The following is a 20,181-nucleotide window of genomic DNA, read 5'->3' on the forward strand; positions in this document are numbered from 1 at the left end:
TAATTATGCATAAAAAACGAATAACTATCTTAATTAGTACATTTGCAATACTTGTCTTAATAGCTGGAATACTTTTTACCAAGAATTGTTGGCACAACAGTATTGTTGCTCGAATTCAAATTGTAAATATTAATTCTAAATCTAAAAAGATTTCCAATTATGATGTGCTTTCAAATAGAAAAATTAGAGAAATCCATGACTCACATGATTTTAGTATCGCAGAAAAAATAAAAGTTGATCCTAATATATTTGGTACATATACTAAGAAAAATCAAACTCATTTAAAATTATTAAAAAAGATACCATTGTATAATCAAGAACAGCGTAGAGTTAATGATGCTAATTATTGGAAAATGATAAATAGTATTGTTCAAAACGTTCACTCTGATATTTATAAGTTGACTTTGTTTAGGGTGCATAAACATTATTATGCTTATGTTCAGATTAATCAGTAAATTTTAGATGCAGGTACTCTTTATGAATTCAATCCAAAATCAAATAATCTAAAAAAGTTGTGCGATTTGGATGGAAAAGAAATCATAAATGTTAGTCAATAAAATAAAAGCTCAGCATTTGCTGGGCTTTATTTTTTGCATAATTTATCTTTTCACATTAATCCAGCGACCATGAACTTCAATTTTGCCATCTTTTTCTAGTTCTTTTAACTTACGGCTGAATGTCTCCGGCGTAATTCCCAAATAGCTGGCTAAGTCCTTTTTCTTCAGTTCTAATTTCACTTCATTTTTACCTTGTTCATTGGTCAAGTCATTTAGGTAAGCCAATATCCGTTCTTTGGCATCTAAAGTATTTCTAAGCACCGAATTGTGTTCAATTGCCACTAATTTTTCACCGAAATTATTTAAAAGCTTCAATGATAAATCCGGTGTTTTTTGCAAAAGTTTTTGAAAATCAGCACGATTAATTGAACAAACCCAGGTGTCCTCCACAGCTTCAACGAAGTTTTCACTTTCGCCTTGTTTGAATAAATGTTGTTGTTCCTCAATGTCACCTTTTTGGAGTATACCTAGCACAACTTCTTTACCATCTTTTGATAGGTTGTAGACTTTGGCCTTTCCCTGATCGATGACAATCATGCCATCTTTACCATCGTCAGGTTGCCTAATGAGACTTCCTTTAGGAAGACTTTGCTGGTGTTCGGAGACGGTTACTAGTTTTTCTTTTAATTCAATTGGTAAATCAGTAAAAAGGGCTGCATTACTTAAACAAGCAATTGGTGAATGTTTTGTCATGAGAATCATCTTTTCTAAAATTCTTGATTTAAATCAATTTTATCATAATAGCTTCTTATTATAATTAATTACGATAAGTATTGAGACAACAAATTATTACTCAAAGATTGTATGATGAATTTGAAAACATCAGAGTTTAGAAAGGATTTATCAAGATGAAAAAATATATTGCTCATATTACACCATTGAATGCTGAAAAGATTGGTTGCAAGGCTCACGGCACCGCTGAATTTACTGAAGATGGCGACAAGCTTCATGTCAAAGTAGAAATGCTCGATACTCCTAAGAATATTGAACACTGGGAACACTTCCACGGCTTTCCTGATGGTAAGGAAGCTCATGTTCCAACTATGGCTCAGGATAAAAATCATGATGGCTTCATTGATTTACCAGAAACTGAAGAAGTATCGGGTACAACCATGGTGCCATTAGATGATGCGCCGCAAGACATGAATATCCCTCACGATGGCTATCCAGTAGCTGATGAAAACGGTCATTACGAATATGAGGTTGATATTCCGTTAGAAAAATTGCAAGCTAAGTTCAAGGACGCTTTTGGCACTGAAGATCTTCAATTAGATAAACGTGTAGTTTATGTCCACGGTGTACCAAAAGATCTTGAATTGCCTGACACTGTTGGTGGCTGCGTAATGAGTTATGATGCTCATACAACTTTGCCAATTGCTGCTGGTAAAATTGAAAAAGCCTAATAGTTAAGTAAATACTGTTCGTGAGTAGCTAATGCTGATGGACGGTATTTTTTTGCACTCAATTGAGTGAGCTATCAGGGAAGTGTAGAATAAAAGATAATATTAATAAAATGAGCAGTTAAGAAAGAAGAGATATAGATATGAGTAAATACCATCAGCTGTGGCAATATATCAAGGATAACAAAAATGGTGACTTTGAACTTTCTTTTGATGAGATCGAGAAAGCAGCAGGATTGCCAATCGATCATTCATTTTTGCGTTATAAAAAAGAATTGCTTGATTACGGGTTTGAAGTGAAGAAAATTTCACTCAAGAATAAGACAGTTAAGTTTCATCAGTTATAGAGGCAAAGTATGGCTTACGATTTTAAAAAAGAAGAAAAGTAATTTTATCGTCCGAGTAAGAAGCCTGAATTAGTTGATGTTCCCTCGATGAAATTTCTAGCTGTTCAGGGCAAAGACAACCCTAATAGTGCAGACGGTGAATATCAATATGACCTTCAGTTGCTTTATAGCTTAGCTTATACGATTAAAATGAGCAAAAAAGGTACACATAAAATCAAAGATTATTTTGATTTCGTTGTTCCGCCATTAGAGGGCTTTTGGTGGCAAGACGGTATTGATGGCGTGGATTATAATCATAAGGAGAAGTTTAACTTCATTTCATGTATTCGAATGCCGGAGTTTGTGACTGATGATGTTTTTGATTGGGCAAAAAAGAAAGCTACGGCTAAGAAGAATTTAGATTTTAGTTCAGTTAAATTAATGACGCTGGCTGAAGGAAAATGCGTCCAAATTATGCACGTTGGTAGCTACGATGATGAACCAGCAACGATTGAGAAGATGCACGAATTGAGAATTGATCACCATAATCCTGTTTTAGTCTGTTTAAAATTTGTTCATTGCTACCGCCAAAGTCTCTTAATGCAGTAATCAGTTTTTTAATGTCAGAGATAGTAGCATTTGTAAAGCCTTTTTGTATACCTTTCTGCATACCTTTTTCTTCGGCTTCTTGTTCTTTTTCCAGCATTCTAGTTTCGTAGTCGATCATTTTGTCCCTCCATTCTGGATCTTCGTTCATGTCCTTGATCCGTGTTTGAATTTCGTCAAAAATTTTGTTCAAGTGGACAGGCCGGTTGTTGATTAGGTCAACTAACCCCAATTCATCGGCACTTTCTCCATTGGGAATACCTTTGCCATTAATTATAATTTTTTCTAGCCCGTCCTGCAATTGCTTAGCCTTGTTGTGGTCCTCGTAAGTGTGGTAAGTATATTTGATTCGACCCTCACCTTCTGAAGAATTTGTAGATCTGGACTGGCGGCAGAAACAAAAAGATGAGGGGAAGCTAACTTATTATGGTGGCAAACAAGAAGCTATTAAACAGGGAGTTTTTGATGATATAGATTATTGCGTTTCAGTACACGCTATTGGAGAACAATTTAAAAATCGTACTATAGAACTTAATTGTGATTTAGCAGGCTTTAATTTTAAGTATTTTGATTTTTATGGGAAGGCAAGTCATGCGGCCTTTGCGCCAGAAGCTGGAGTTAATGCTCAAAGTATTGCCACATTGTTTACAACAGCACTTGCTATGCAGCGTCAGCAGCTTAAAGATCCTAATCGAATTCGCTTTAATCCTGTAATGATTGGTGAAAATACTGAATCAATTAACGTAATCCCTGATCATGTCAAAATGGGTTCTGATCTAAGATTCTTTAATGTGAATTATGCTCAAACAATTATGCAGCATTTTGATAATGCGGCTAAAGGATGTGCTCTAGCATTAGGCGGGCAAGTTGAGATTAATACGCAAGTAGGCTATTTACCGCTACATTCAAATCGTGATATGAATGCGTTGGTTAAAAAGACGTTTGAAGCGGATGATAGAATACCAGACCTAATTGATGATCGTGGCTATACGATGGCAGCTGGTGATATTGGTGACGTAGGCTTTCTGATACCCACTATTCAAATCGGTTATGGCGGCTGGAAAGGAACTATTCATGGTTCGGACTTTAAACTAATTAATCCTGAATTTGTACTAAAAATTTTCCCAGAGTTTGTGTTTAATAGTGTACTAAATATTTCGCATAATTTAGAAAAGGTAAAGTCTTATCGACATAGTAAAGAAGAGTATTTGCAAGCTCTAGAGGGGATGGAGAAATAATAATGAAGTACATTAAAAACTATGGGCCATTAATTTTGCTGGTTCTGTTGATTGATCTAATAGCTGAAATGATTGGGATGCAAATTTTTTCATTAGGTAAAATAGAAGTTTCAATTTTGCCATTGGTGTTTGCCGTAATTTTCGCTATTTTAATTTATTTAATTCCTTGGCATCCCATTAAACGCTTATATAATGACAAGCGAGTTAAATTCGCAGGCAAATATATGATTTTAATTATGTTGCCACTAATGGCTCGCTATGGTGCTAAAGTAGCTCCTAAGATTAATGAAATCCTCTCAGTAGGCTGGGTATTTTTAGTGCACGAACTGGGTAATTTAGGGACAATTCTCTTCGGCTTGCCTGTAGCGTTGTTTTTAGGATTAAGACAAGAAGCAATTGGTTCAACATTGGGGTTAGGCAGAGAAGGAGAGTTAGCTTATATTAGTGAAAAATATACCCTTGATTCACCAGAAGGACGAGGAGTATTAGTAATCTATTTGATTGGAACTATCTTTGGTTCAATTGTATTTTCGATTTTAGCTCCTTTATTGTTGGGAATGGGCTTTAGCTATAAGGCCGTTGCGATGAGTTCCGGCGTTGGTTCTAGCTCGATGATGACAGCTGCTTCAACGGCTTTGGCTGCGATTGTGCCCGACCATAGTGAAACTATTTTATCTTTTGCGGCCGCAAGTCAATTGTTAACAAGCTTCATTGGCACATACATTATGTATTTCTTGGCCGTGCCCTTGCAGAAATTCATGTATATTCACATCACGCATTTGTTAGATCATAAAAAAGAGGAGTATCCAGAATATGATTAGAGAGAATAACTTTTTTAAATTGGGTCGCGATGCATTAATTTTAGCATTAAGCGTTAGTTTAGTACTTTTTGTTCAATGGATAAAGTTATTGAAAAATTCGAAAAGTACGCCTATTACAACGGATACTTTCATTGGATTAGGTCTATTATGGTTGTTTTCTCTTTTGGGGATTATCATTAGCATGTTAATGAAAAGAATGCCTTGGAAGATTGTTCAAGGTTTTCCGATTCTAGGTTGGGTTTCAATTGTATCGTTAATTTTTTGTTTAATCAGTTCGTATTGCGTTAGAGTAATTAATGCCGTTGACTTTTTATCTTTGACTACTTCGGTATTAGCTTTTGCAGGCATTTCCGTCACTTATCAATTGAAGGATTTAAGTAAAATCTCTTGGAAGATTTTGATAGTTGCTTTATTTGTATTCTTCGGGATGTACTTCATGGATGCTCTAATATCACAGATTGCCCTTAATTTAAGTGGAAAATAAACAAGAGACTAGATTCTACATGGAGTCTAGCCTCTTTCTTTGACTTACTGAGGTTAATTTTCTATTAATATAAAAAAGCCACGAGCTATTCTCGTGACTTCTTTAAGTAAAACAAATTACTTGTTAACTTCAGCCTTGAAAGTCTTACCTGGCTTGAATGCTGGAACGTTAGTTGCAGCGATTTCAATTTCTTTGCCAGTTTGTGGGTTGCGACCCTTACGAGCAGCACGGTGACGAAGTTCAAAAGCACCGAAACCAACCATTTGAACCTTGTTGCCTTCAGCAACGTTGCTCTTAACAGTTTCGATGTAAGCGTCTAAGACCTTGTTGATGTCGCTCTTAGTAGCATCAGTCTTTTCAGCAATTTGGTCTACTAATTGTTTCTTAGAAATAGTTTCCATGAAATATACCTCTTGTCTCATAAAAAATAGGGAGTCTGATTCATCGAAACAAGGCGATATTCGCCTCGTATCAATAAAGACCAGTATCTAGGTTAACAGAAAAAGCCTCTACTTAAAAGTATAAAGTTACTAATTTAACAAAGAAATAATTTTTCATGGAAAGAGTCTAAATCTTAATCGCTGTAGACTTAAGGGGGTTTGATTTTGAATTAGTCATGTCTGCAATACCACAATTCATCTCTAACTACAAGATGTTGTATCTAAAATTATTTGTGCTACAATTCTTAGTGCTTTGAATTTTAGAATTTAGTTTTTGGAGGAATGTCTTTTGATGAAAATTGGTAAAAAGTTAATCACATTCGCGGTAGCTGGTCTGGCATTAGTAGGTACCGCCGCTTGTTCAAAAAATACAGGAAATTCTGATGCTGATGAAAAGATTCCCGCTAAGATTAACAAGAAAACGTCAATTGTCTTTTGGCACGGGATGCACGGTGCGCAAGAGGCAACGCTTAAGCAATTGACTAATGAGTTCGAGAAGAAGAATCCTAATGTGAAGGTTAAGCTTGAAAACCAAGGCTCATATATTGACTTGCAAGGCAAGTTAACTTCAACCATGCAATCACCCAAGAACTTGCCTACTATTACCTAAGCTTACCCAGATTGGCTGTATAACGCCACTCAAAATAAGATGCTGGTGAACTTGACCCCATACATTAATAATAAGAATGTAGGTTGGGGCAGTGCCCAGAAGTCTGGCATTAGAGCTGAGCTTTTAGATGGTGCCAAGATTAAGAATACCCAATATGGGATCCCATTTAACAAGTCGATCGACATTTTGGTTTATAACAAGACCATGTTTAAGAAATATGGCATTAAAAAGGTGCCAGCAACCATGGCTGAGTTGAAGCAAGTTTCTGAAACTATTTATCAAAAGAGTCACCACCAAGTTGTAGGTGCCGGCTTTGATTCCTTGGCTAACTACTACACTTTAGGCATGAAGAACGAAGGCATTAATTTTACCGATAAAATTAACTTTACCGGTTCTGCTTCTAAAAAGGTAATCAATTACTACGCTGATGGAATGAAGAAGGGCTACTTCAGAGTTGCTGGCTCAGAACATTATTTGTCAGGTCCTTTTGCTAATGAGAAGGTCGCAATGTTCATTGGTACTTCTGCTGGTGAAAGTTACGTTAAGCAAGGCATTGGCGGCAAGTTCGAATATGATGTTGCTCCTCGTCCTGGTAAATACACGATGCAACAAGGTACAGATATCTACATGTTTAGTCAAGCTTCAACGATGCAAAGAGCAGCTGCCTTCAAGTACATGAAGTTCTTGACTTCAGAGGCCTCACAGCTTAAGTGGGCTAATAAAACTGGCTATATCCCTGTAAATACTAAGGCAGTAACTACTAAGCAATATGTTGATAATAAGAACATTAAGTTACCAGCTAAACTTAGCCAAGCAATGAAGCACTTGTACAGTGTTCCAGCTGAGAAGAATTCTAATGCTGCATACAATCAATTGAACAGCATTATGCAAAATATTCTGTCTGCTGCACAAAAGAAGCAAAATGTTAATAATCAAAGCGAAGCAGGCAAGCAAAAGTTTGATGCTGCTTGGAAACAATAGAATATAGTAAAAACAGCTTTGCGAAAGCAAGGCTGTTTTTTATTGGTGCTACTGACGGTGATAAATTGAATAAATGATAAAATAAAATCAAGATCATAATTAAATTTAGAAAAGGATAAATATGACACCATTTGAAATTGCGCAAAATGCTGAAAAGGCACTTTTATATGAAGTTGTAACTAATCCTAAGCCGGGGTTAGTTGATCCTGCCGATCGTGGCCCTCATCCCGATATGAATGTTTATTTGTTTGTCGATAGCAGTTTGAGTTTAAGAAAATATTTTGTCCAAGCGGCTAATATTGGCAATAATTTTAATGGAAAAGATTTACGGCAGATGTTTAATTTGCTACGGCAAGTTGGCATTAAGGCTGAAAAAAAGATGTTTACGGCAACTCATGAAGTCAATACGCATAAGGGTGCTATTTTTTCACTAGGCTTATTTGTATGTGCTAGTGCTTATTGCCAAAATCATACGGCAGATGAATTTACTGTGATTCAAAAGATGACGCAAGGATTAGTTGAGCATGATTTAGGGCAAAAAAGTGAGACAGCAGGAGAAAAGCAATTTTTGCAATATGGTAAAGGTGGCGTGAGGGCAGAAGCTGAGGCGGGCTATCCTTTAGTACGAGATGTTGCTTTACCATTTTTAATGCACACGACAGGTGATTTAAATGCACGTTTATTAGATACCTTAATGAAGATTGTGAGTGAAATTGAAGATTCCAATTTAATTAAACGAGCAGGAAATATTGAAGTAATTGCATGGGCGCATCAACAAGCTAAAAAATATTTAACCTTGGGCGGCTATCAAACTGAAGCTGGAAAGCAATTTATGTTGGAACTGAATCAGACCTTTAAGGAAAGAAATTATAGTTTGGGTGGCAGTGCTGATTTGTTGATTATTACGATTTTTATGGCGTTGCAGAAAGAAATTATTTAATGGGTCTGTTTTGCTTTTACATTTAAAAGGATTTAAAATAAAAATAGACATTTAAAAGAATTTAAAGAGAATTAAAAGAAAATGGAGACAAAAATGAAGAATCCATTTAATCCAACTTTTGGCGATGTTCCACAAATTTTCTTAAAGAATAATGCTGATAGTGAACTTCATAAAATAATTAATATGATTGTTGACAGTGATTATGCACGTTCCATTTTTATCACTGGCGTTCGTGGAATGGGTAAAACTTCATTGATGATGAGCGTTTCGGAATATTTTGAAAAAAATAGCGGTTATTATATCGTTGATTTGATAAATAAAGAAGGAATAGTTAATTCATTAGTACGGTTATTAGCTAGTCAAGTAGGTTCTCAGCTTCAAAAAACTTTACGTGATATTACTGCTTTTTCAATAGATAGTCCTTTAGGTGGTATTAGCATTAATAAGCACAATGAAGCATCTAATATTGATGTTGCGTTAAATGAATTAATGGCAGGAATTGAAAAACAACATAAAAGAGTATTAATTACTTTGGATGAGGTTGATAATAGTAAACCGATTAGAGACTTTGTTCAGATTTTTAGTTCATTGAAGTGCAAGAAGTATCCAGTATATTTAGTTATGACAGGTCTGCCAGATTTAGTATTGAACTTGCAGAATGATGATAAGCTTACTTTTTTACTGCGGTCAGATAAGGTAGTAGTTAAACCGTTGCAGAAATTAGATATTTTTAATACTTATCTTAGAATATTTAAGTGTGATTCCAATGTGGCGACTAGAATGGCTCAGATGACTAAGGGCTATTCTTATGCGTTTCAGCTTTTAGGCTATCTGTTGTTTGATCATGTTCAAGATCAAGTACCAAATATGGTAGATGTTGACGCTATTGCACCAGATTATAAAAATTATTTGTACAATAATGCTTATCAGAAAATTTTTGCAGAAATGTCTGATATGGATAGAAAATATTTGTATGCAGTTTGTGGAAACCATAAATTAGATGAAGTTGCAAAAATTATGGGTAAAAGCAATGTATTTGTAGCGCAATATCGGCGTCGAGCACTAGAAAGACATCTGATTGTACCGACGAAATTAGGTTACGTCTCTTTTACTTTGCCATATTTTGAAAATTATCTTAATGAGACTAAAAATGTGGATTCAATTTTTTATTTAGGCTATTAATTAGTAATTTTTAATAAAAGATTAAGAAACTATAAAGTATTTCAGAAAGGATTTTTATGAATAATAAAGAAAACGATGCATTAACTAGTGCTTCTGAAACTATTGATGTCAGTTCTGGTTCATCTTTGATGGAAACGGAAAATAAAAATGAAGAAACTTCAAGTCCTTGGCCTGGTCCTAAAGGAATGATTCCGGTCACTAGTGGTAAGGCAGACGATGCAAATGTTCATAATCGGGTCTTTTTGGATAATATTTTGGTTGAAATGCGGGTAATTGACTCTGTTGAGCCTGATTTAAGCACGACAATTTTAGGCAAAAAGTATGCATCCCCGCTTATGCCAGCTGCAGTATCGCATTTGAATAAAGTCTTAAGTGATCAAAGTAGAAAACCAATGCAAGAAAAAGCGGTTGCCGCGCGCAATATGGGCTTGCTTAACTGGATCGGCATGGAAACTAATGAAGAATATGGCGAGATTATCAAACAAGGTGGCGATACTATTCGGATCATTAAGCCATTTGCAGATCACCATAAGATTTTAGATGAGATTCAATTCGCTGAAAAAACTGGTGCCGTTGCTGTGGGGATTGATATTGATCATATTGCTGGCAAGAATGGCAAGTACGATGTAGTTGATGGCATTCCGTTAGGCCCAATAACCATGGAAGATCTAAAACAATATGCAGCAAGTACTAAGTTGCCATTTATTGCTAAAGGCGTGTTGTCAGTTTCTGATGCGCTCAAGGCAAGGCAAGCTGACTGTAAGGCAATTGTGGGTTCGCACCATCATGGTCGTGTTCCATTTGGTGTTCCACCATTATCTGTCTTACCAGAGATTAAAAAAGCTTTGCAAGGTAGCGGGATGGAAATCTATGCCGATGGCTCATTAATGAGCGGCTATGATGCCTATAAGGCTTTGGCAATGGGTGCCGATGCCGTGTTAATTGGACGCGGAATTTTATCGGAATTGTTAAAGAATGGTACTAAGGCAACCGAAGATAAGCTGAAGAAGATGAATGAACAGTTAGCCGAGATGATGATGTATACCGGCATTAAGGATACGAAATCATTTGATTCTAGTGTATTGCATTATCAAAAATAATAAGTCGAGAAAAAAACAACGTAGTCTAGAGGATAAGGCTACGTTGTTTTTTTACAGTTGAATTTTTTCTTCTGGCAGTTTAGCATCTAATTTTTCAAAAGAAAAGGGCTTAATCAGTGAGATCTCATAAGCGTCTAGCGCCAGCTCTTCACCGGCAAAATTCGGATTGTATAGCGGATCGCCAATGATTGGCGTACCCAGGGATGCAAGGTGCACGCGAATCTGATGAGTACGGCCTGTTTCCAGCGTCAGACGTACGATTGCACTTCCGTCATAGTTTCTTTTTAACACTTGATAATGAGTCACGGCGTGTAAACCATCAGGAGTAATCATTCTTTTTCTTTGATCATCAGGATCATGTCCAATTAGCTGATCAATTGTGCCTTGGTTCTCTAGTTTATCTGCATGATCAACCTTAGCTAAATAATCGCGGTGAAAAGTTTTGTTTGTTAATTCACGATTTAAAATAGGTACGACCGCTGGATTTTTAGCGATTAATAATAAGCCGCTAGTAAGCATGTCTAGGCGGTGAACGATGTAGGGACTATATCCTAGATAAGTAGCGCAATCGTTTAAGGCCGTAGTAGTTTCGTCTAAATTAGGGTGCGTCTTTTGCCCCTTCTTTTTGTTGATAATTAATAGATTCTTATCTTCATAGATTACATCAGGCAATTTGCCGCTGGCAGGATATTTTTGTTGAGCAGATTCGACTTGATCTAAAACAATGTCTATTTGATCACCGGGGAAAATTTCTTCATTAAAATAGCGATATTCTCCATTTATTTTTACATTTTGCTCAATTCGCAAATAGTGGCGCCACTTTCTAGGGATTAGCAACTTGCGTAAAACGTCGTTAACAGACATTGCCGCAAGATTTTTAGGATAAAAAAGTGTAAAATGATAAACCATAAAATTTTCCTAAGTCTCTTTCAATTCTAAACACGTGTTTTTACAATGTGATACAATTTTCTTATTTCTAATTATAAGGAGCAATGTTAATGAATAACGACCAACCAAGAAAAAGCTTTTTTAAAGATAGATGGCATCGCTTTGATAATCGCTTTTTCATCGGACGCTGGATTATTTTAATCCTGCTCACTCTCATTTTTTTAACTTGTACATATTATACAATTAAAGTTAAGACATCGAATATTTCTAATTTAAAGGCAGCGTTGTCAACGACAACGACTATTTATGATTATAAGGGCAAAAAGGCAGGCTCACTGTATTCGCAGAAGGGATCTTTTGTCGAATATAACCAGATCTCGCCTAATATTAAAAATGCCGTAATTTCAACAGAAGATCAGACTTTCTGGAAAAATCCCGGTTTTAGTATTAAAGGGATGGCTAGAGCAGCCTTGAGTTTGGTGATTCACCACGGACAAGTTACTGGTGGTGGGTCAACGCTAACGCAGCAACTAGCAAAGAATTCTTTATTAACGCAGCAGCAGACTTTCTCACGGAAGCTAGAAGAATTGTTCTTTGCTATTGAGATTAACCATGTTTATTCTAAAAAAGATATTCTGACGATGTATCTGAATAACGCCTACTTTGGCAACGGAGTATGGGGCGTGCAGGATGCTAGTCGCAGATATTTTGGCAAGAATGCCAGTCATGTGACGGTAGGTGAAGCGGCTACTTTAGCGGGGATGCTGCGTAATCCTAGTTTTTACAATCCCGTTGACCATATGGGTAATGCCTTGTCGCGGCGTAATTTAGTATTAAGCTTGATGGCCGATAATGGTAAATTAACTGCTGCGCAAGCTAAGGCTTATGCTAAGCAAGGTTTGCAGCTTGAGAATACTTTTAGAAATAAAGATGGCTACCGTTATCCTTACTTCTTTGATGCTGTGGTTGACGAAGCCATCAGTAAGTACGGTTTGACTGAAGAGCAGGTAATGAATAAAGGACTAAAAATTTACACGACTTTGAGCCAGAATTATCAAGGCCGTTTGCAAAATACCTTTGAAGAAAGCTGGCTCTTCCCTCAAGACGGGACTGATGGTACGGCTTGTCAAGGAGCTAGCGTAGTCATGGATCCAGGAACTGGTGCTGTGCGTGCTGTCGTTGGTGGTCGGGGCAAACATGTCTTTCGTGGTTATAATCGGGCAACGCAGATGAAGCGTCAGCCTGGTTCATCCATTAAGCCACTAGCAGTTTACGCGCCAGCTTTGCAAAATGGCTATCACTATGATTCGGAATTATCGAATAAATTGCAAAAATTCGGTAAAAATAATTATGAACCGCATAACGTTGATAATAGCTATTCTAACAAGATTCCAATGTATGAGGCCTTGGCTCAAAGTAAAAACGTGCCTGCAGTATGGCTCCTAGATAAAATCGGGGTAAGCAAAGGTGTTCAATCGGTAGAAAACTTTGGCATTAAGGTACCTAAGAGCGACCGCAATCTTGCTTTAGCTTTAGGTGGTTTATCTACCGGTATTTCTCCTTTGCAGATGGCTCATGCTTATTCGGCTTTTGCTAATAAGGGAAATTTGCCAAATAATTCTTTCTTTATCACTAAAATTACAGATGCCAGTGGTAATGTTTTAGCCGAGAATAACAATCCAGGCACGCATCGCATTATCTCCGAAAATACCGCTAAAGAAATGACTACCATGATGTTGGGCGTCTTTACTAGTGGTACGGGTCAAGCCGCTCAGCCGAGCGGTTATCGAGTAGCCGGTAAGACTGGCTCAACCGAGGTACCTAATTCTTATGGCTTTGGCACTAAGGATCAATGGATTGTCGGTTATACTCCCGATGTCGTCTTAGCTACTTGGGTCGGCTTTGACCGGACCAATAAGCAGCACTTTATGCAGGGAATTTCTGAAACTGGCATAACGCGACTGTATAAGGCAGAGATGGAAGGAATTTTGCCATATACTGCGCAAACGCAATTTACTGAGAAGTCACCGGGACAAATTATCAAAAATAATGGTTCGAACTTCGACTGGACCGGCGGTTTAGGAGAAAAAATTCAAGATGGCTTAGGTTCTGCGGGACAGAAGATCAATGAATGGTATAATGATGTCAAAGGGCTTTTTGGCCAATAAAATTTAGGAGGACCATGAATGGTTAATATTTACGATTCAGCTAACCAATTAGCAGAAGACTTAACGAAGACAGAACAATACAAGGCTTTAGCAGATGCTATCAAGGCTGTGCAAGCTGATGAAGAAAGTTCAGCATTGTTCAAGAAGATGGATGAATTGCAAACCAAGATTTTGCAAGCTCAACAATCGGGTAAGCCAATGGCTAAGGAAGATCAACAAGCTTACCAAGATCTGAACGGTAAGGTGCAAAAGAACGAAAAGATTGTTTCACTTCTTAAGACTGAACAAGACTTGTACAATCTGCTTGGTGATGTGCAAAAGACCTACACTAAGCCAATTAATGATCTTTATGAAGATCTTAGAAATTAAAATTCGCGATGAAATTTATTCACTTTGCAGATGCGCACTTAGATAGTCCATTTCGTGGGCTATCTTTTTTGCCATCTAAGGAATTTAACCAAATTTATCAAGCAGCCGATCAATCATTAACGAGAATCGTTGATCTGGCGCTAAAGGAAGATGTTGATCTAATTTTAATTGCGGGCGATACCTTTGATAGTGATCAACCGTCGCCGCGTGCGCAGCTATTTTTTGCTGAACAGATTAAACGCTTGACCGATCAACAAATTCAAGTGGTTATGATTTTTGGTAACCACGATCATATGAAAAAAGAAGACTTGTTGGTCAGTCCAAGTCCATACTTCAAATTACTGGGTGCTAACGAAAAAGTTGAAAAGTCTACTTTTACTACCCAAAGTGGTTTTGCTTATGATGTAGTTGGCTTTTCATATTTAAATAATCATATTACTCGCGATATGATGCCGGATTTTTCTGAAAAAGGCTCTAATTATACTTTTGGCTTAATGCATGCTCAAGAAAAGGAAAATGATAGCCACAAGAATGTTTATGCTCCATTTACGGTCAGTGAAATTAAAGAATTAAACTATGATTATTTTGCTTTAGGTCATATTCACGCGCGCAACAATTTATCGACTGCTCCTTGGATTGTTTATCCGGGCAATATTCAGGGCCGGCACATTAATGAGATGGGCGAAAAGGGATGTTACTTAGGTAAGATTGATGAAAACAGCAGAAAGACAACAATCGAATTTAAGCAAACCGGCCCAATTGTTTGGCAAAGTCGTGCAATCAATCTTGAGGCAGCGATTAGTAAAAATGATTTGCAGGCTAAGATTATCAATAGTTTGCAGGCTGAGCAAAAGTCGTATTTTAGTTTGCAGATTAAAGGTGCACAATATCTAACTGCTGAAGAACGGGAGCTAGTTCAGGATTCTGATTTTTGGCAAACTGTTTCCATGAATTTAGCTGCTGGGTCTCAATTAGTGGATGTTCGCTTTGAGATTAATAATAGTCTTGAATTAAATGACAGTGATCAACAGGCTTTTGACCAAGCAAAAGGTGAAATCTTTACTAGTGCAGAATTTAGCCAAATTGTTAAAGACTGGCAGAAGAAAGATCCGTTAACTGAAAAATTGGCGGCTGATCCCGATTTTATTGAAGCTGTTAAGCAATTGACCGAGGTTAAGCTAATGAGTAAATTGAAAGGAATTACCGATGAGACTGAAACAAATTAAAATTATCAATTTTGGGCAGTTCTCCAATAAAACTTTTGATTTGCCTAGCGACCAATTGGATGTTTTCTTCGGTGCAAATGAGGCGGGTAAGAGTACGACCGTTGCCTTCATCAAGCAAATTCTGTTTGGTTTTCATTTGCGCAGCAATTCATCACCCTTTTTTGAAGACTACACGCCACTAGCTCACGTTAGTCCGATGGGCGGTAGTTTAGTTTTTACTGCGGCTGACGGTGAATATGAATATGAGCTGGAACGCCTTTATGCCAAGGGTGACAAGACTAAGTGCGGTATTTTAACCGTTAAAAAAGACGGCCAGGTTGTGCCAGAGAGCGTCTTTTTTGATCAAATTCAGAATATCGACGGTTCGTTTTATGCCGATAGCTTTATTTTTAACCAAGAGATGCTGGGGCAAGTGACCAGCTTAAGCCAGGCGGATTTACTAGAACGTATCTATTACCTAGGCGCAGCTAATAGTAGCCAATTGTTACAGTTGCGTGATGATTTTGCCAAAGATGCTGGCAAGCTGTTCAAAAAGACGGGTAAGAAGCCAGAAGTTAATCGTTTGTTAAAGCAGATGACGGATGACCGTGAACATTTGACGGCTACGCAAGCGGAATTTAGCGATTATGAACAATTAGACCAGAAATTTTCTGCTCAAAAAGAGATTTTACAAGAAAAGCAGTCGATTTTAGCCAAATTGCAAAAACAAGAACAAAGTTTGCGTGATTTGCAAAAAGAACTTGGTAATTATCAAAATCTGCTTGATTTGCAAAAGCAGGTGAAAGATGTTGCTTTTGATGGTGAAAATTATCAAAGAGCTCAGGACATCATGTCGCAGGGCCGCAACTTGCAGAAAACGATTGAATCTCTGAAAGAGCAGCTAACGGAGTTAACTGATTCAAGTGAAGATTTGACTGCTGCTAAAGAATTGATCCAGCAGAAGCCACAGCTTTTGCAATGGCAGGCAGAATACAAGGCTTGTCTGCAAAAGGGCAAGCAGTTAAAGCAGGAAAAAGAACAGCTTTTGACTTTGACGCCGGATATTGAACCATTGCTGGGCTACGATCAAGCGCAGATTAAGCAACTGCAAAATGATTATCTAGCTTTGCCCAAGCAGGTGGATAGTGCGCCTCAAGTTAATAACACTAATAATAAGTTCTGGTATGCAGCTGGTGCTGTTTTCGCTGTAATTGGGCTGATTATAATAATTACAATGGGCATGGTTGGAGTTGCCGCTTTGAGTGCGGGCTTTATCTTTTTGATTATAGGATATAGTAAAGCCAATCAACAAAAAGCAAGTAATGCGTCAATTTTGCAGAAGCAGCAGTTAGCTCAAAGTAAGCGGGAAGATTTTAAGCAAAAGTATGGTCTAAACTCAGATACTCTAGATCTGAATAATGTTTTAACTAATTTAGGGCAGTATCATTTAAAAGAAAGTGCCGAGGCTGACAATAACGAGCAAATAAATGAGATTAATCAAGAAGTGGCTCAACTATCCACGGCAGTGCAAAACACGTTAAAACAGCCTGTAGAAAATGATTTTACGGCAGTTTTGACTGCCCTGGATGAAGTTGCCAATCACGTTGACAGTATTCAAGCCAGCCAGCAGAAAAAGGCTAGCTTAACTGCATCTCTCAAGCAGGATGAGCAAGATCTCAAAGAACTGGGATTAAAACTTAAAACCATATTTGCCCAAGCCAACGTTGAAAATATGGCAGGCTACGATGAGCTTTATCAAGAGTCACTCCGTCAGGCTAAGATTAAAACGCAAGTTAATACCTTAAAGGAAAGCTTAGGGCAGGACTTGGCTCAATTAAAAGAACTTAATGCTTCTGAATTACTGCAAAAACTGCATAAATTGGACCAACAAATGGAAGCTGCAACCAGTGAAATTAGCACTGCTCAACAAGAACTGGCTCAATTGCAGGTTAAATTAAATAATTTGGCCGATTCAACGGCTGTCTTTCAGGCAAAGCAGGATCTCGCCAATACTGAAACTAATTTTATTAATAGCAGCAAAGAATACTTGGCTGATCTCTTAGCTTCAACTTGGATTAGTCGTTCGCTTGATATAGCCTCTAACGAACGTTTTCCTAAGATGATTGCGGCAGCACAAGAATATTTTGCATTGCTCACCGGTGGTCGTTATACTGGGATTGATTTAGCTAAAAAGTTGACGGTTATTCGTCACGATGGCAAGAAGCGTGAAGTGAAATACTTGTCGCGTGGTACGGCAGAGCAGTTGTACTTTGCCTTGAAGTTGGCCTTTATTGAACAGATTAAAGACAAAATTAATTTGCCAATCTTAATTGATGATTCATTTGTGAACTTTGACGATCGACGCGTCAGCTATATTGAAAAGCTGCTCAAGAGGATTAGCGAAAATAATCAGGTATTGATTTTTACGGCCCAAGAGAAATTGGTCGACCAGTTGCAAATCGAGCCGTTGACTTTTACGAAAGGAACCCAAAATGCTTAAAAGATTGTTAGACTACAACGATGGCGAAGAAATGGACATTGTTGTTTTAATTAAAAATTTGCAATTACGGCACAATAAGAAAGATAATCTTTATTTAGCGATGCAATTTGGCGATGGTTCTGGTGAAATTCGCGGCAACTATTGGGATGCTAATCATCAGGATACGGCCACTTTTAGCACGGGTACGATTGTGGAATTGAACGGCAAACGCGAGGAATATCAAGGTCGTCCGCAAATTCGGATTTATAGCTTGCGCGTGGTAGGACCACAAGAAGGCTATGAGCTTGATCAGTTCGTGAAATCTGCGCCGGAGCCAATTGACGAGATGAAAAAGGAAATTAATAGCTTTCTTGCACAGGTGCAAAACCCAACTTGGAAGTCGATTGTGGAATATCTGCTTAAAAAGTGGGGCAAGCGTTTCTACGATTATCCAGCTGGCAAGAGCAATCACCATGCGGTTCGCGGCGGGCTGGCTTTTCATACATTGTCGATGTTGAGGGATGCAAAGGGCCTGGCAGATAATTATGAACAAATTAACCGGTCGCTCCTTTATGCGGGATGCATCGTGCATGATATGGGCAAGGTCTTAGAATTATCTGGTCCAGTTGCTACGCAGTATACGGCAGAGGGTAATTTAGTCGGTCACTTGGTTTTAATTGATGAGCAAATTATGCTAGCTGCGCAAGATTTAGGGATTGATCTTGAGTCAGAAGACCTGCTTTTATTGCGGCATATGGTTTTGTCGCATCATGGCCGCTTTGAATATGGTTCGCCTAAGTTGCCAGCACTCCTAGAAGCGGAGCTGCTTCACCGAATCGATGATTTGGATGCGGCAGTTTACGCGGTAACGAATGCTTTGCAGCATACACCGAAGGGCGAATTCACTGAGCCGCTTTCGAGTCAGGAGAATAAACGATATTACCGTCCGAAAAATGATCCAGCTTTAGATCATTCACATCATTTAGAATAAGAAAAAATGACTGCGAAAATGTATTGCAGTCATTTTTTAATAATTATTTCTTATGGATCATATTTAAAAAGTTGCGCCATTTACTGCCGCTCACTTGATAGTCTTGCACGGGCTGAGTAACTTCTACGCAGCCAAGGTACTTGCCATTATCATCATGCAAGCTATAAAAAGAAATGTTGAGAGGCTGTCCATCTTTATGGATGTTGATGGAGATTGAGTTGCGTTTGCCTTCGTGCATCTGCTTTAAAACGGCCTTAACGCGGCCTTGAGAATGTCCCGGATGAACTTCGAAGACAGTTTTGCCAATATCTTTTTCAGTGCGAGGGAAAATGCGGTGCTTGTTCATTGAAGACCAGACAACGATATCGTGGTCGTCTAGTACGTCGAATTCTTGTGGAATAGTGGTAAAAATTGCGTTGAGCTCATCTAGGGAAAGATGGCCACCTGTTAGTTTAATGTCAGTCATAATTAAGTCTTCTTTCTATACTTTAATTTTAGCATTAAAGCGTTTACTTTGACTGTTATTAAATAATTGAGGTTATTTGGTTTTGCTTAGTAAAATAAGTAGTTACAATTATGTAAGAAAGATTAAGTAAGGGATTTTCTATGAAGGCACTACAGGTAGTAAATTGGATGAGGGTAAAAAATTACGCTCAACTAAAAGATTCCGACGAAAAATATGTTAATGTAGAACCTTTAACTCAAATGAGAGCGATGAAATTACTTTACTATATGCAGGCTGCAAGTTTGGTTCTTCGCAATGAATCGTTATTTGATGAGCCGATATTAGCTTGGAAGATGGGTCCTATCGTCAAATCTGTGTATAACAAATATAATGGCCAGTGGTCCATTGTTGAAGAGGGTAGTATTACAGATGCAGATCGTGCAGATTATAATTTGGTACAAAAAGGTCCTGAGATCAGAGATATTGTAAACACAATTTACGATTATTATGGTCAGAGATCTGCTTCGGATTTGATGGAGCAAACTCATCATGAAAAGCTTTGGCAAGATACTCCAATCAACCAAGTAATTAAAAATGAGGTAATTAAGGATTACTTCAAAAACATTTTTCTAAAGGCTGATTAGTGAGATGACATTAAAGCACCATTTCCCACACCAAACAAAAAATCCAATCCTCAAGCGAGAATTGGATCTTTTCATATGATAGTGTTTTTATTGGTTAATAGCATTGATTAAAACGAGAGGCTAAATTACTAATATCTCTTTCTTTTTAGATCGTCATGATCACCCGTATCAATTAAAATTAATATTAAACTTCCGGTTTCCTTATTGAAATCATATTCTAAAAGCCAATTTGCTTCTATATGTAATTCGTAATAATTAGTTAATTTATGGGCGTGGTGTTGTTTTAGAAATTTTTTATGCAATAAGA

Annotated in this window: 19 protein-coding genes and 2 pseudogenes; 17 read left to right on the forward strand and 4 right to left on the reverse strand. The window is 37.6% G+C overall.

The genetic code is table 11. The annotated features are described in order from the left end of the window. Window positions 1-5 precede the first annotated feature (5 nt). On the forward strand, window positions 6-455 hold the full coding sequence (locus BLP58_RS04600) for a hypothetical protein (protein WP_013853700.1): 450 nt from the start codon (window positions 6-8) through the stop codon (window positions 453-455). 144 nt (window positions 456-599) lie between these two features. Here the strand turns inward: BLP58_RS04600 and BLP58_RS04605 are convergent, their stop codons facing one another. Beyond that, entirely contained in the window at window positions 600-1,250 is a 651-nt protein-coding gene (locus BLP58_RS04605) for a Crp/Fnr family transcriptional regulator (protein WP_013853701.1), read from the reverse strand. Between the two features lie 155 nt (window positions 1,251-1,405). Between BLP58_RS04605 and BLP58_RS04610 the strand changes: the two genes are divergently transcribed. The 6 genes and pseudogenes from BLP58_RS04610 (at window position 1,406) to BLP58_RS04640 (ending at window position 5,432) form a co-directional block, all read left to right on the forward strand. Further along, window positions 1,406-1,960 carry a hypothetical protein gene (locus BLP58_RS04610; protein WP_013853702.1) on the forward strand — a complete coding sequence of 185 codons (555 nt, stop codon included), beginning with the start codon at window positions 1,406-1,408 and terminating at the stop codon, window positions 1,958-1,960. Window positions 1,961-2,100: 140 nt separating this feature from the next. Continuing rightward, on the forward strand, window positions 2,101-2,304 hold the full coding sequence (locus BLP58_RS04615; protein WP_013853703.1) for a hypothetical protein: 204 nt from the start codon (window positions 2,101-2,103) through the stop codon (window positions 2,302-2,304). Between the two features lie 9 nt (window positions 2,305-2,313). Then, window positions 2,314-2,814, forward strand: a pseudogene (locus tag BLP58_RS04620) (GyrI-like domain-containing protein); the annotation flags it as partial. Between the two features lie 419 nt (window positions 2,815-3,233). Then, window positions 3,234-4,127 carry a peptidase dimerization domain-containing protein gene (locus tag BLP58_RS04630; RefSeq protein ID WP_013853705.1) on the forward strand — a complete coding sequence of 298 codons (894 nt, stop codon included), beginning with the start codon at window positions 3,234-3,236 and terminating at the stop codon, window positions 4,125-4,127. Window positions 4,128-4,129: 2 nt separating this feature from the next. Beyond that, on the forward strand, window positions 4,130-4,948 hold the full coding sequence (locus BLP58_RS04635) for a DUF3100 domain-containing protein (RefSeq protein WP_013853706.1): 819 nt from the start codon (window positions 4,130-4,132) through the stop codon (window positions 4,946-4,948). Further along, window positions 4,941-5,432, forward strand: a complete 492-nt coding sequence (locus BLP58_RS04640; protein WP_013853707.1) for a hypothetical protein — start codon at window positions 4,941-4,943, stop codon at window positions 5,430-5,432. Before BLP58_RS04635 ends, BLP58_RS04640 begins: the two co-directional genes overlap by 8 nt. 116 nt (window positions 5,433-5,548) lie before the next feature. Here the strand turns inward: BLP58_RS04640 and BLP58_RS04645 are convergent, their stop codons facing one another. Further along, window positions 5,549-5,833: an HU family DNA-binding protein gene (locus tag BLP58_RS04645; RefSeq protein ID WP_013853708.1), complete on the reverse strand. Its 285-nt coding sequence runs from the start codon at window positions 5,831-5,833 to the stop codon at window positions 5,549-5,551. A 331-nt stretch (window positions 5,834-6,164) separates the two neighbouring features. Between BLP58_RS04645 and BLP58_RS04650 the strand changes: the two are divergent. From BLP58_RS04650 to BLP58_RS04665, 4 genes and pseudogenes are all read left to right on the forward strand, one after another. Continuing rightward, window positions 6,165-7,463 (forward strand): annotated as a pseudogene (locus tag BLP58_RS04650) (extracellular solute-binding protein). A 121-nt stretch (window positions 7,464-7,584) separates the two neighbouring features. Further along, on the forward strand, window positions 7,585-8,403 hold the full coding sequence (locus BLP58_RS04655; RefSeq protein ID WP_013853709.1) for a triphosphoribosyl-dephospho-CoA synthase: 819 nt from the start codon (window positions 7,585-7,587) through the stop codon (window positions 8,401-8,403). Window positions 8,404-8,496: 93 nt separating this feature from the next. After that, a complete protein-coding gene (locus BLP58_RS04660) occupies window positions 8,497-9,585 on the forward strand; it encodes an ATP-binding protein (protein WP_013853710.1) in 1,089 nt (362 codons plus the stop codon). Between the two features lie 56 nt (window positions 9,586-9,641). Further along, window positions 9,642-10,685, forward strand: coding sequence for an FMN-dependent dehydrogenase (locus BLP58_RS04665; RefSeq protein ID WP_013853711.1), 1,044 nt, complete (start codon window positions 9,642-9,644; stop codon window positions 10,683-10,685). A 51-nt stretch (window positions 10,686-10,736) separates the two neighbouring features. Here BLP58_RS04665 and BLP58_RS04670 read toward each other — a convergent pair whose 3' ends face one another. Further along, on the reverse strand, window positions 10,737-11,594 hold the full coding sequence (locus BLP58_RS04670; protein ID WP_013853712.1) for an RluA family pseudouridine synthase: 858 nt from the start codon (window positions 11,592-11,594) through the stop codon (window positions 10,737-10,739). A gap of 89 nt (window positions 11,595-11,683) precedes the next feature. Here BLP58_RS04670 and BLP58_RS04675 point away from each other — a divergent pair, with 89 nt between their 5' ends. From BLP58_RS04675 to BLP58_RS04695, 5 genes are read left to right on the forward strand one after another with little or no spacing between them, the layout of a single operon-like run. After that, complete coding sequence (locus BLP58_RS04675; protein ID WP_013853713.1) at window positions 11,684-13,741, forward strand: PBP1A family penicillin-binding protein; 2,058 nt, start codon at window positions 11,684-11,686, stop codon at window positions 13,739-13,741. An 18-nt stretch (window positions 13,742-13,759) separates the two neighbouring features. Further along, window positions 13,760-14,110, forward strand: coding sequence for a YlbF/YmcA family competence regulator (locus tag BLP58_RS04680; protein ID WP_013853714.1), 351 nt, complete (start codon window positions 13,760-13,762; stop codon window positions 14,108-14,110). 8 nt (window positions 14,111-14,118) lie between these two features. Continuing rightward, on the forward strand, window positions 14,119-15,336 hold the full coding sequence (locus BLP58_RS04685) for a metallophosphoesterase family protein (protein WP_013853715.1): 1,218 nt from the start codon (window positions 14,119-14,121) through the stop codon (window positions 15,334-15,336). Next, window positions 15,317-17,815: an ATP-binding protein gene (locus tag BLP58_RS04690; protein WP_013853716.1), complete on the forward strand. Its 2,499-nt coding sequence runs from the start codon at window positions 15,317-15,319 to the stop codon at window positions 17,813-17,815. Before BLP58_RS04685 ends, BLP58_RS04690 begins: the two co-directional genes overlap by 20 nt. Beyond that, window positions 17,808-18,785: a 3'-5' exoribonuclease YhaM family protein gene (locus BLP58_RS04695; RefSeq protein WP_025084152.1), complete on the forward strand. Its 978-nt coding sequence runs from the start codon at window positions 17,808-17,810 to the stop codon at window positions 18,783-18,785. The genes BLP58_RS04690 and BLP58_RS04695 overlap by 8 nt, the downstream gene beginning before the upstream one ends. A gap of 43 nt (window positions 18,786-18,828) precedes the next feature. On the opposite strand, the gene BLP58_RS04700 is transcribed toward BLP58_RS04695, so the two are convergent. Continuing rightward, window positions 18,829-19,251: a PAS domain-containing protein gene (locus tag BLP58_RS04700; protein ID WP_013853718.1), complete on the reverse strand. Its 423-nt coding sequence runs from the start codon at window positions 19,249-19,251 to the stop codon at window positions 18,829-18,831. Window positions 19,252-19,391: 140 nt separating this feature from the next. Here BLP58_RS04700 and BLP58_RS04705 point away from each other — a divergent pair, with 140 nt between their 5' ends. Then, window positions 19,392-19,874, forward strand: a complete 483-nt coding sequence (locus tag BLP58_RS04705) for a Panacea domain-containing protein (protein WP_025084153.1) — start codon at window positions 19,392-19,394, stop codon at window positions 19,872-19,874. Window positions 19,875-20,181 lie beyond the last annotated feature (307 nt).

The sequence above is a fragment of the Lactobacillus kefiranofaciens genome, from assembly GCF_900103655.1.
Taxonomy (GTDB): Bacteria; Bacillota; Bacilli; order Lactobacillales; family Lactobacillaceae; genus Lactobacillus; species Lactobacillus kefiranofaciens.

What these genes read in the sequence shown, in the direction of transcription:
- BLP58_RS04600 (WP_013853700.1), top strand. Translation starts at nt 6, where the DNA reads ATGCATAAAAAACGAATAACTATCTTAATTAGTACATTTGCAATACTT.
- BLP58_RS04605 (WP_013853701.1), bottom strand. Translation starts at nt 1,250, where the DNA reads ATGACAAAACATTCACCAATTGCTTGTTTAAGTAATGCAGCCCTTTTT.
- BLP58_RS04610 (WP_013853702.1), top strand. Translation starts at nt 1,406, where the DNA reads ATGAAAAAATATATTGCTCATATTACACCATTGAATGCTGAAAAGATT.
- BLP58_RS04615 (WP_013853703.1), top strand. Translation starts at nt 2,101, where the DNA reads ATGAGTAAATACCATCAGCTGTGGCAATATATCAAGGATAACAAAAAT.
- BLP58_RS04635 (WP_013853706.1), top strand. Translation starts at nt 4,130, where the DNA reads ATGAAGTACATTAAAAACTATGGGCCATTAATTTTGCTGGTTCTGTTG.
- BLP58_RS04640 (WP_013853707.1), top strand. Translation starts at nt 4,941, where the DNA reads ATGATTAGAGAGAATAACTTTTTTAAATTGGGTCGCGATGCATTAATT.
- BLP58_RS04645 (WP_013853708.1), bottom strand. Translation starts at nt 5,833, where the DNA reads ATGGAAACTATTTCTAAGAAACAATTAGTAGACCAAATTGCTGAAAAG.
- BLP58_RS04655 (WP_013853709.1), top strand. Translation starts at nt 7,585, where the DNA reads ATGACACCATTTGAAATTGCGCAAAATGCTGAAAAGGCACTTTTATAT.
- BLP58_RS04660 (WP_013853710.1), top strand. Translation starts at nt 8,497, where the DNA reads ATGAAGAATCCATTTAATCCAACTTTTGGCGATGTTCCACAAATTTTC.
- BLP58_RS04665 (WP_013853711.1), top strand. Translation starts at nt 9,642, where the DNA reads ATGAATAATAAAGAAAACGATGCATTAACTAGTGCTTCTGAAACTATT.
- BLP58_RS04670 (WP_013853712.1), bottom strand. Translation starts at nt 11,594, where the DNA reads ATGGTTTATCATTTTACACTTTTTTATCCTAAAAATCTTGCGGCAATG.
- BLP58_RS04675 (WP_013853713.1), top strand. Translation starts at nt 11,684, where the DNA reads ATGAATAACGACCAACCAAGAAAAAGCTTTTTTAAAGATAGATGGCAT.
- BLP58_RS04680 (WP_013853714.1), top strand. Translation starts at nt 13,760, where the DNA reads ATGGTTAATATTTACGATTCAGCTAACCAATTAGCAGAAGACTTAACG.
- BLP58_RS04685 (WP_013853715.1), top strand. Translation starts at nt 14,119, where the DNA reads ATGAAATTTATTCACTTTGCAGATGCGCACTTAGATAGTCCATTTCGT.
- BLP58_RS04690 (WP_013853716.1), top strand. Translation starts at nt 15,317, where the DNA reads ATGAGACTGAAACAAATTAAAATTATCAATTTTGGGCAGTTCTCCAAT.
- BLP58_RS04695 (WP_025084152.1), top strand. Translation starts at nt 17,808, where the DNA reads ATGCTTAAAAGATTGTTAGACTACAACGATGGCGAAGAAATGGACATT.
- BLP58_RS04700 (WP_013853718.1), bottom strand. Translation starts at nt 19,251, where the DNA reads ATGACTGACATTAAACTAACAGGTGGCCATCTTTCCCTAGATGAGCTC.
- BLP58_RS04705 (WP_025084153.1), top strand. Translation starts at nt 19,392, where the DNA reads ATGAAGGCACTACAGGTAGTAAATTGGATGAGGGTAAAAAATTACGCT.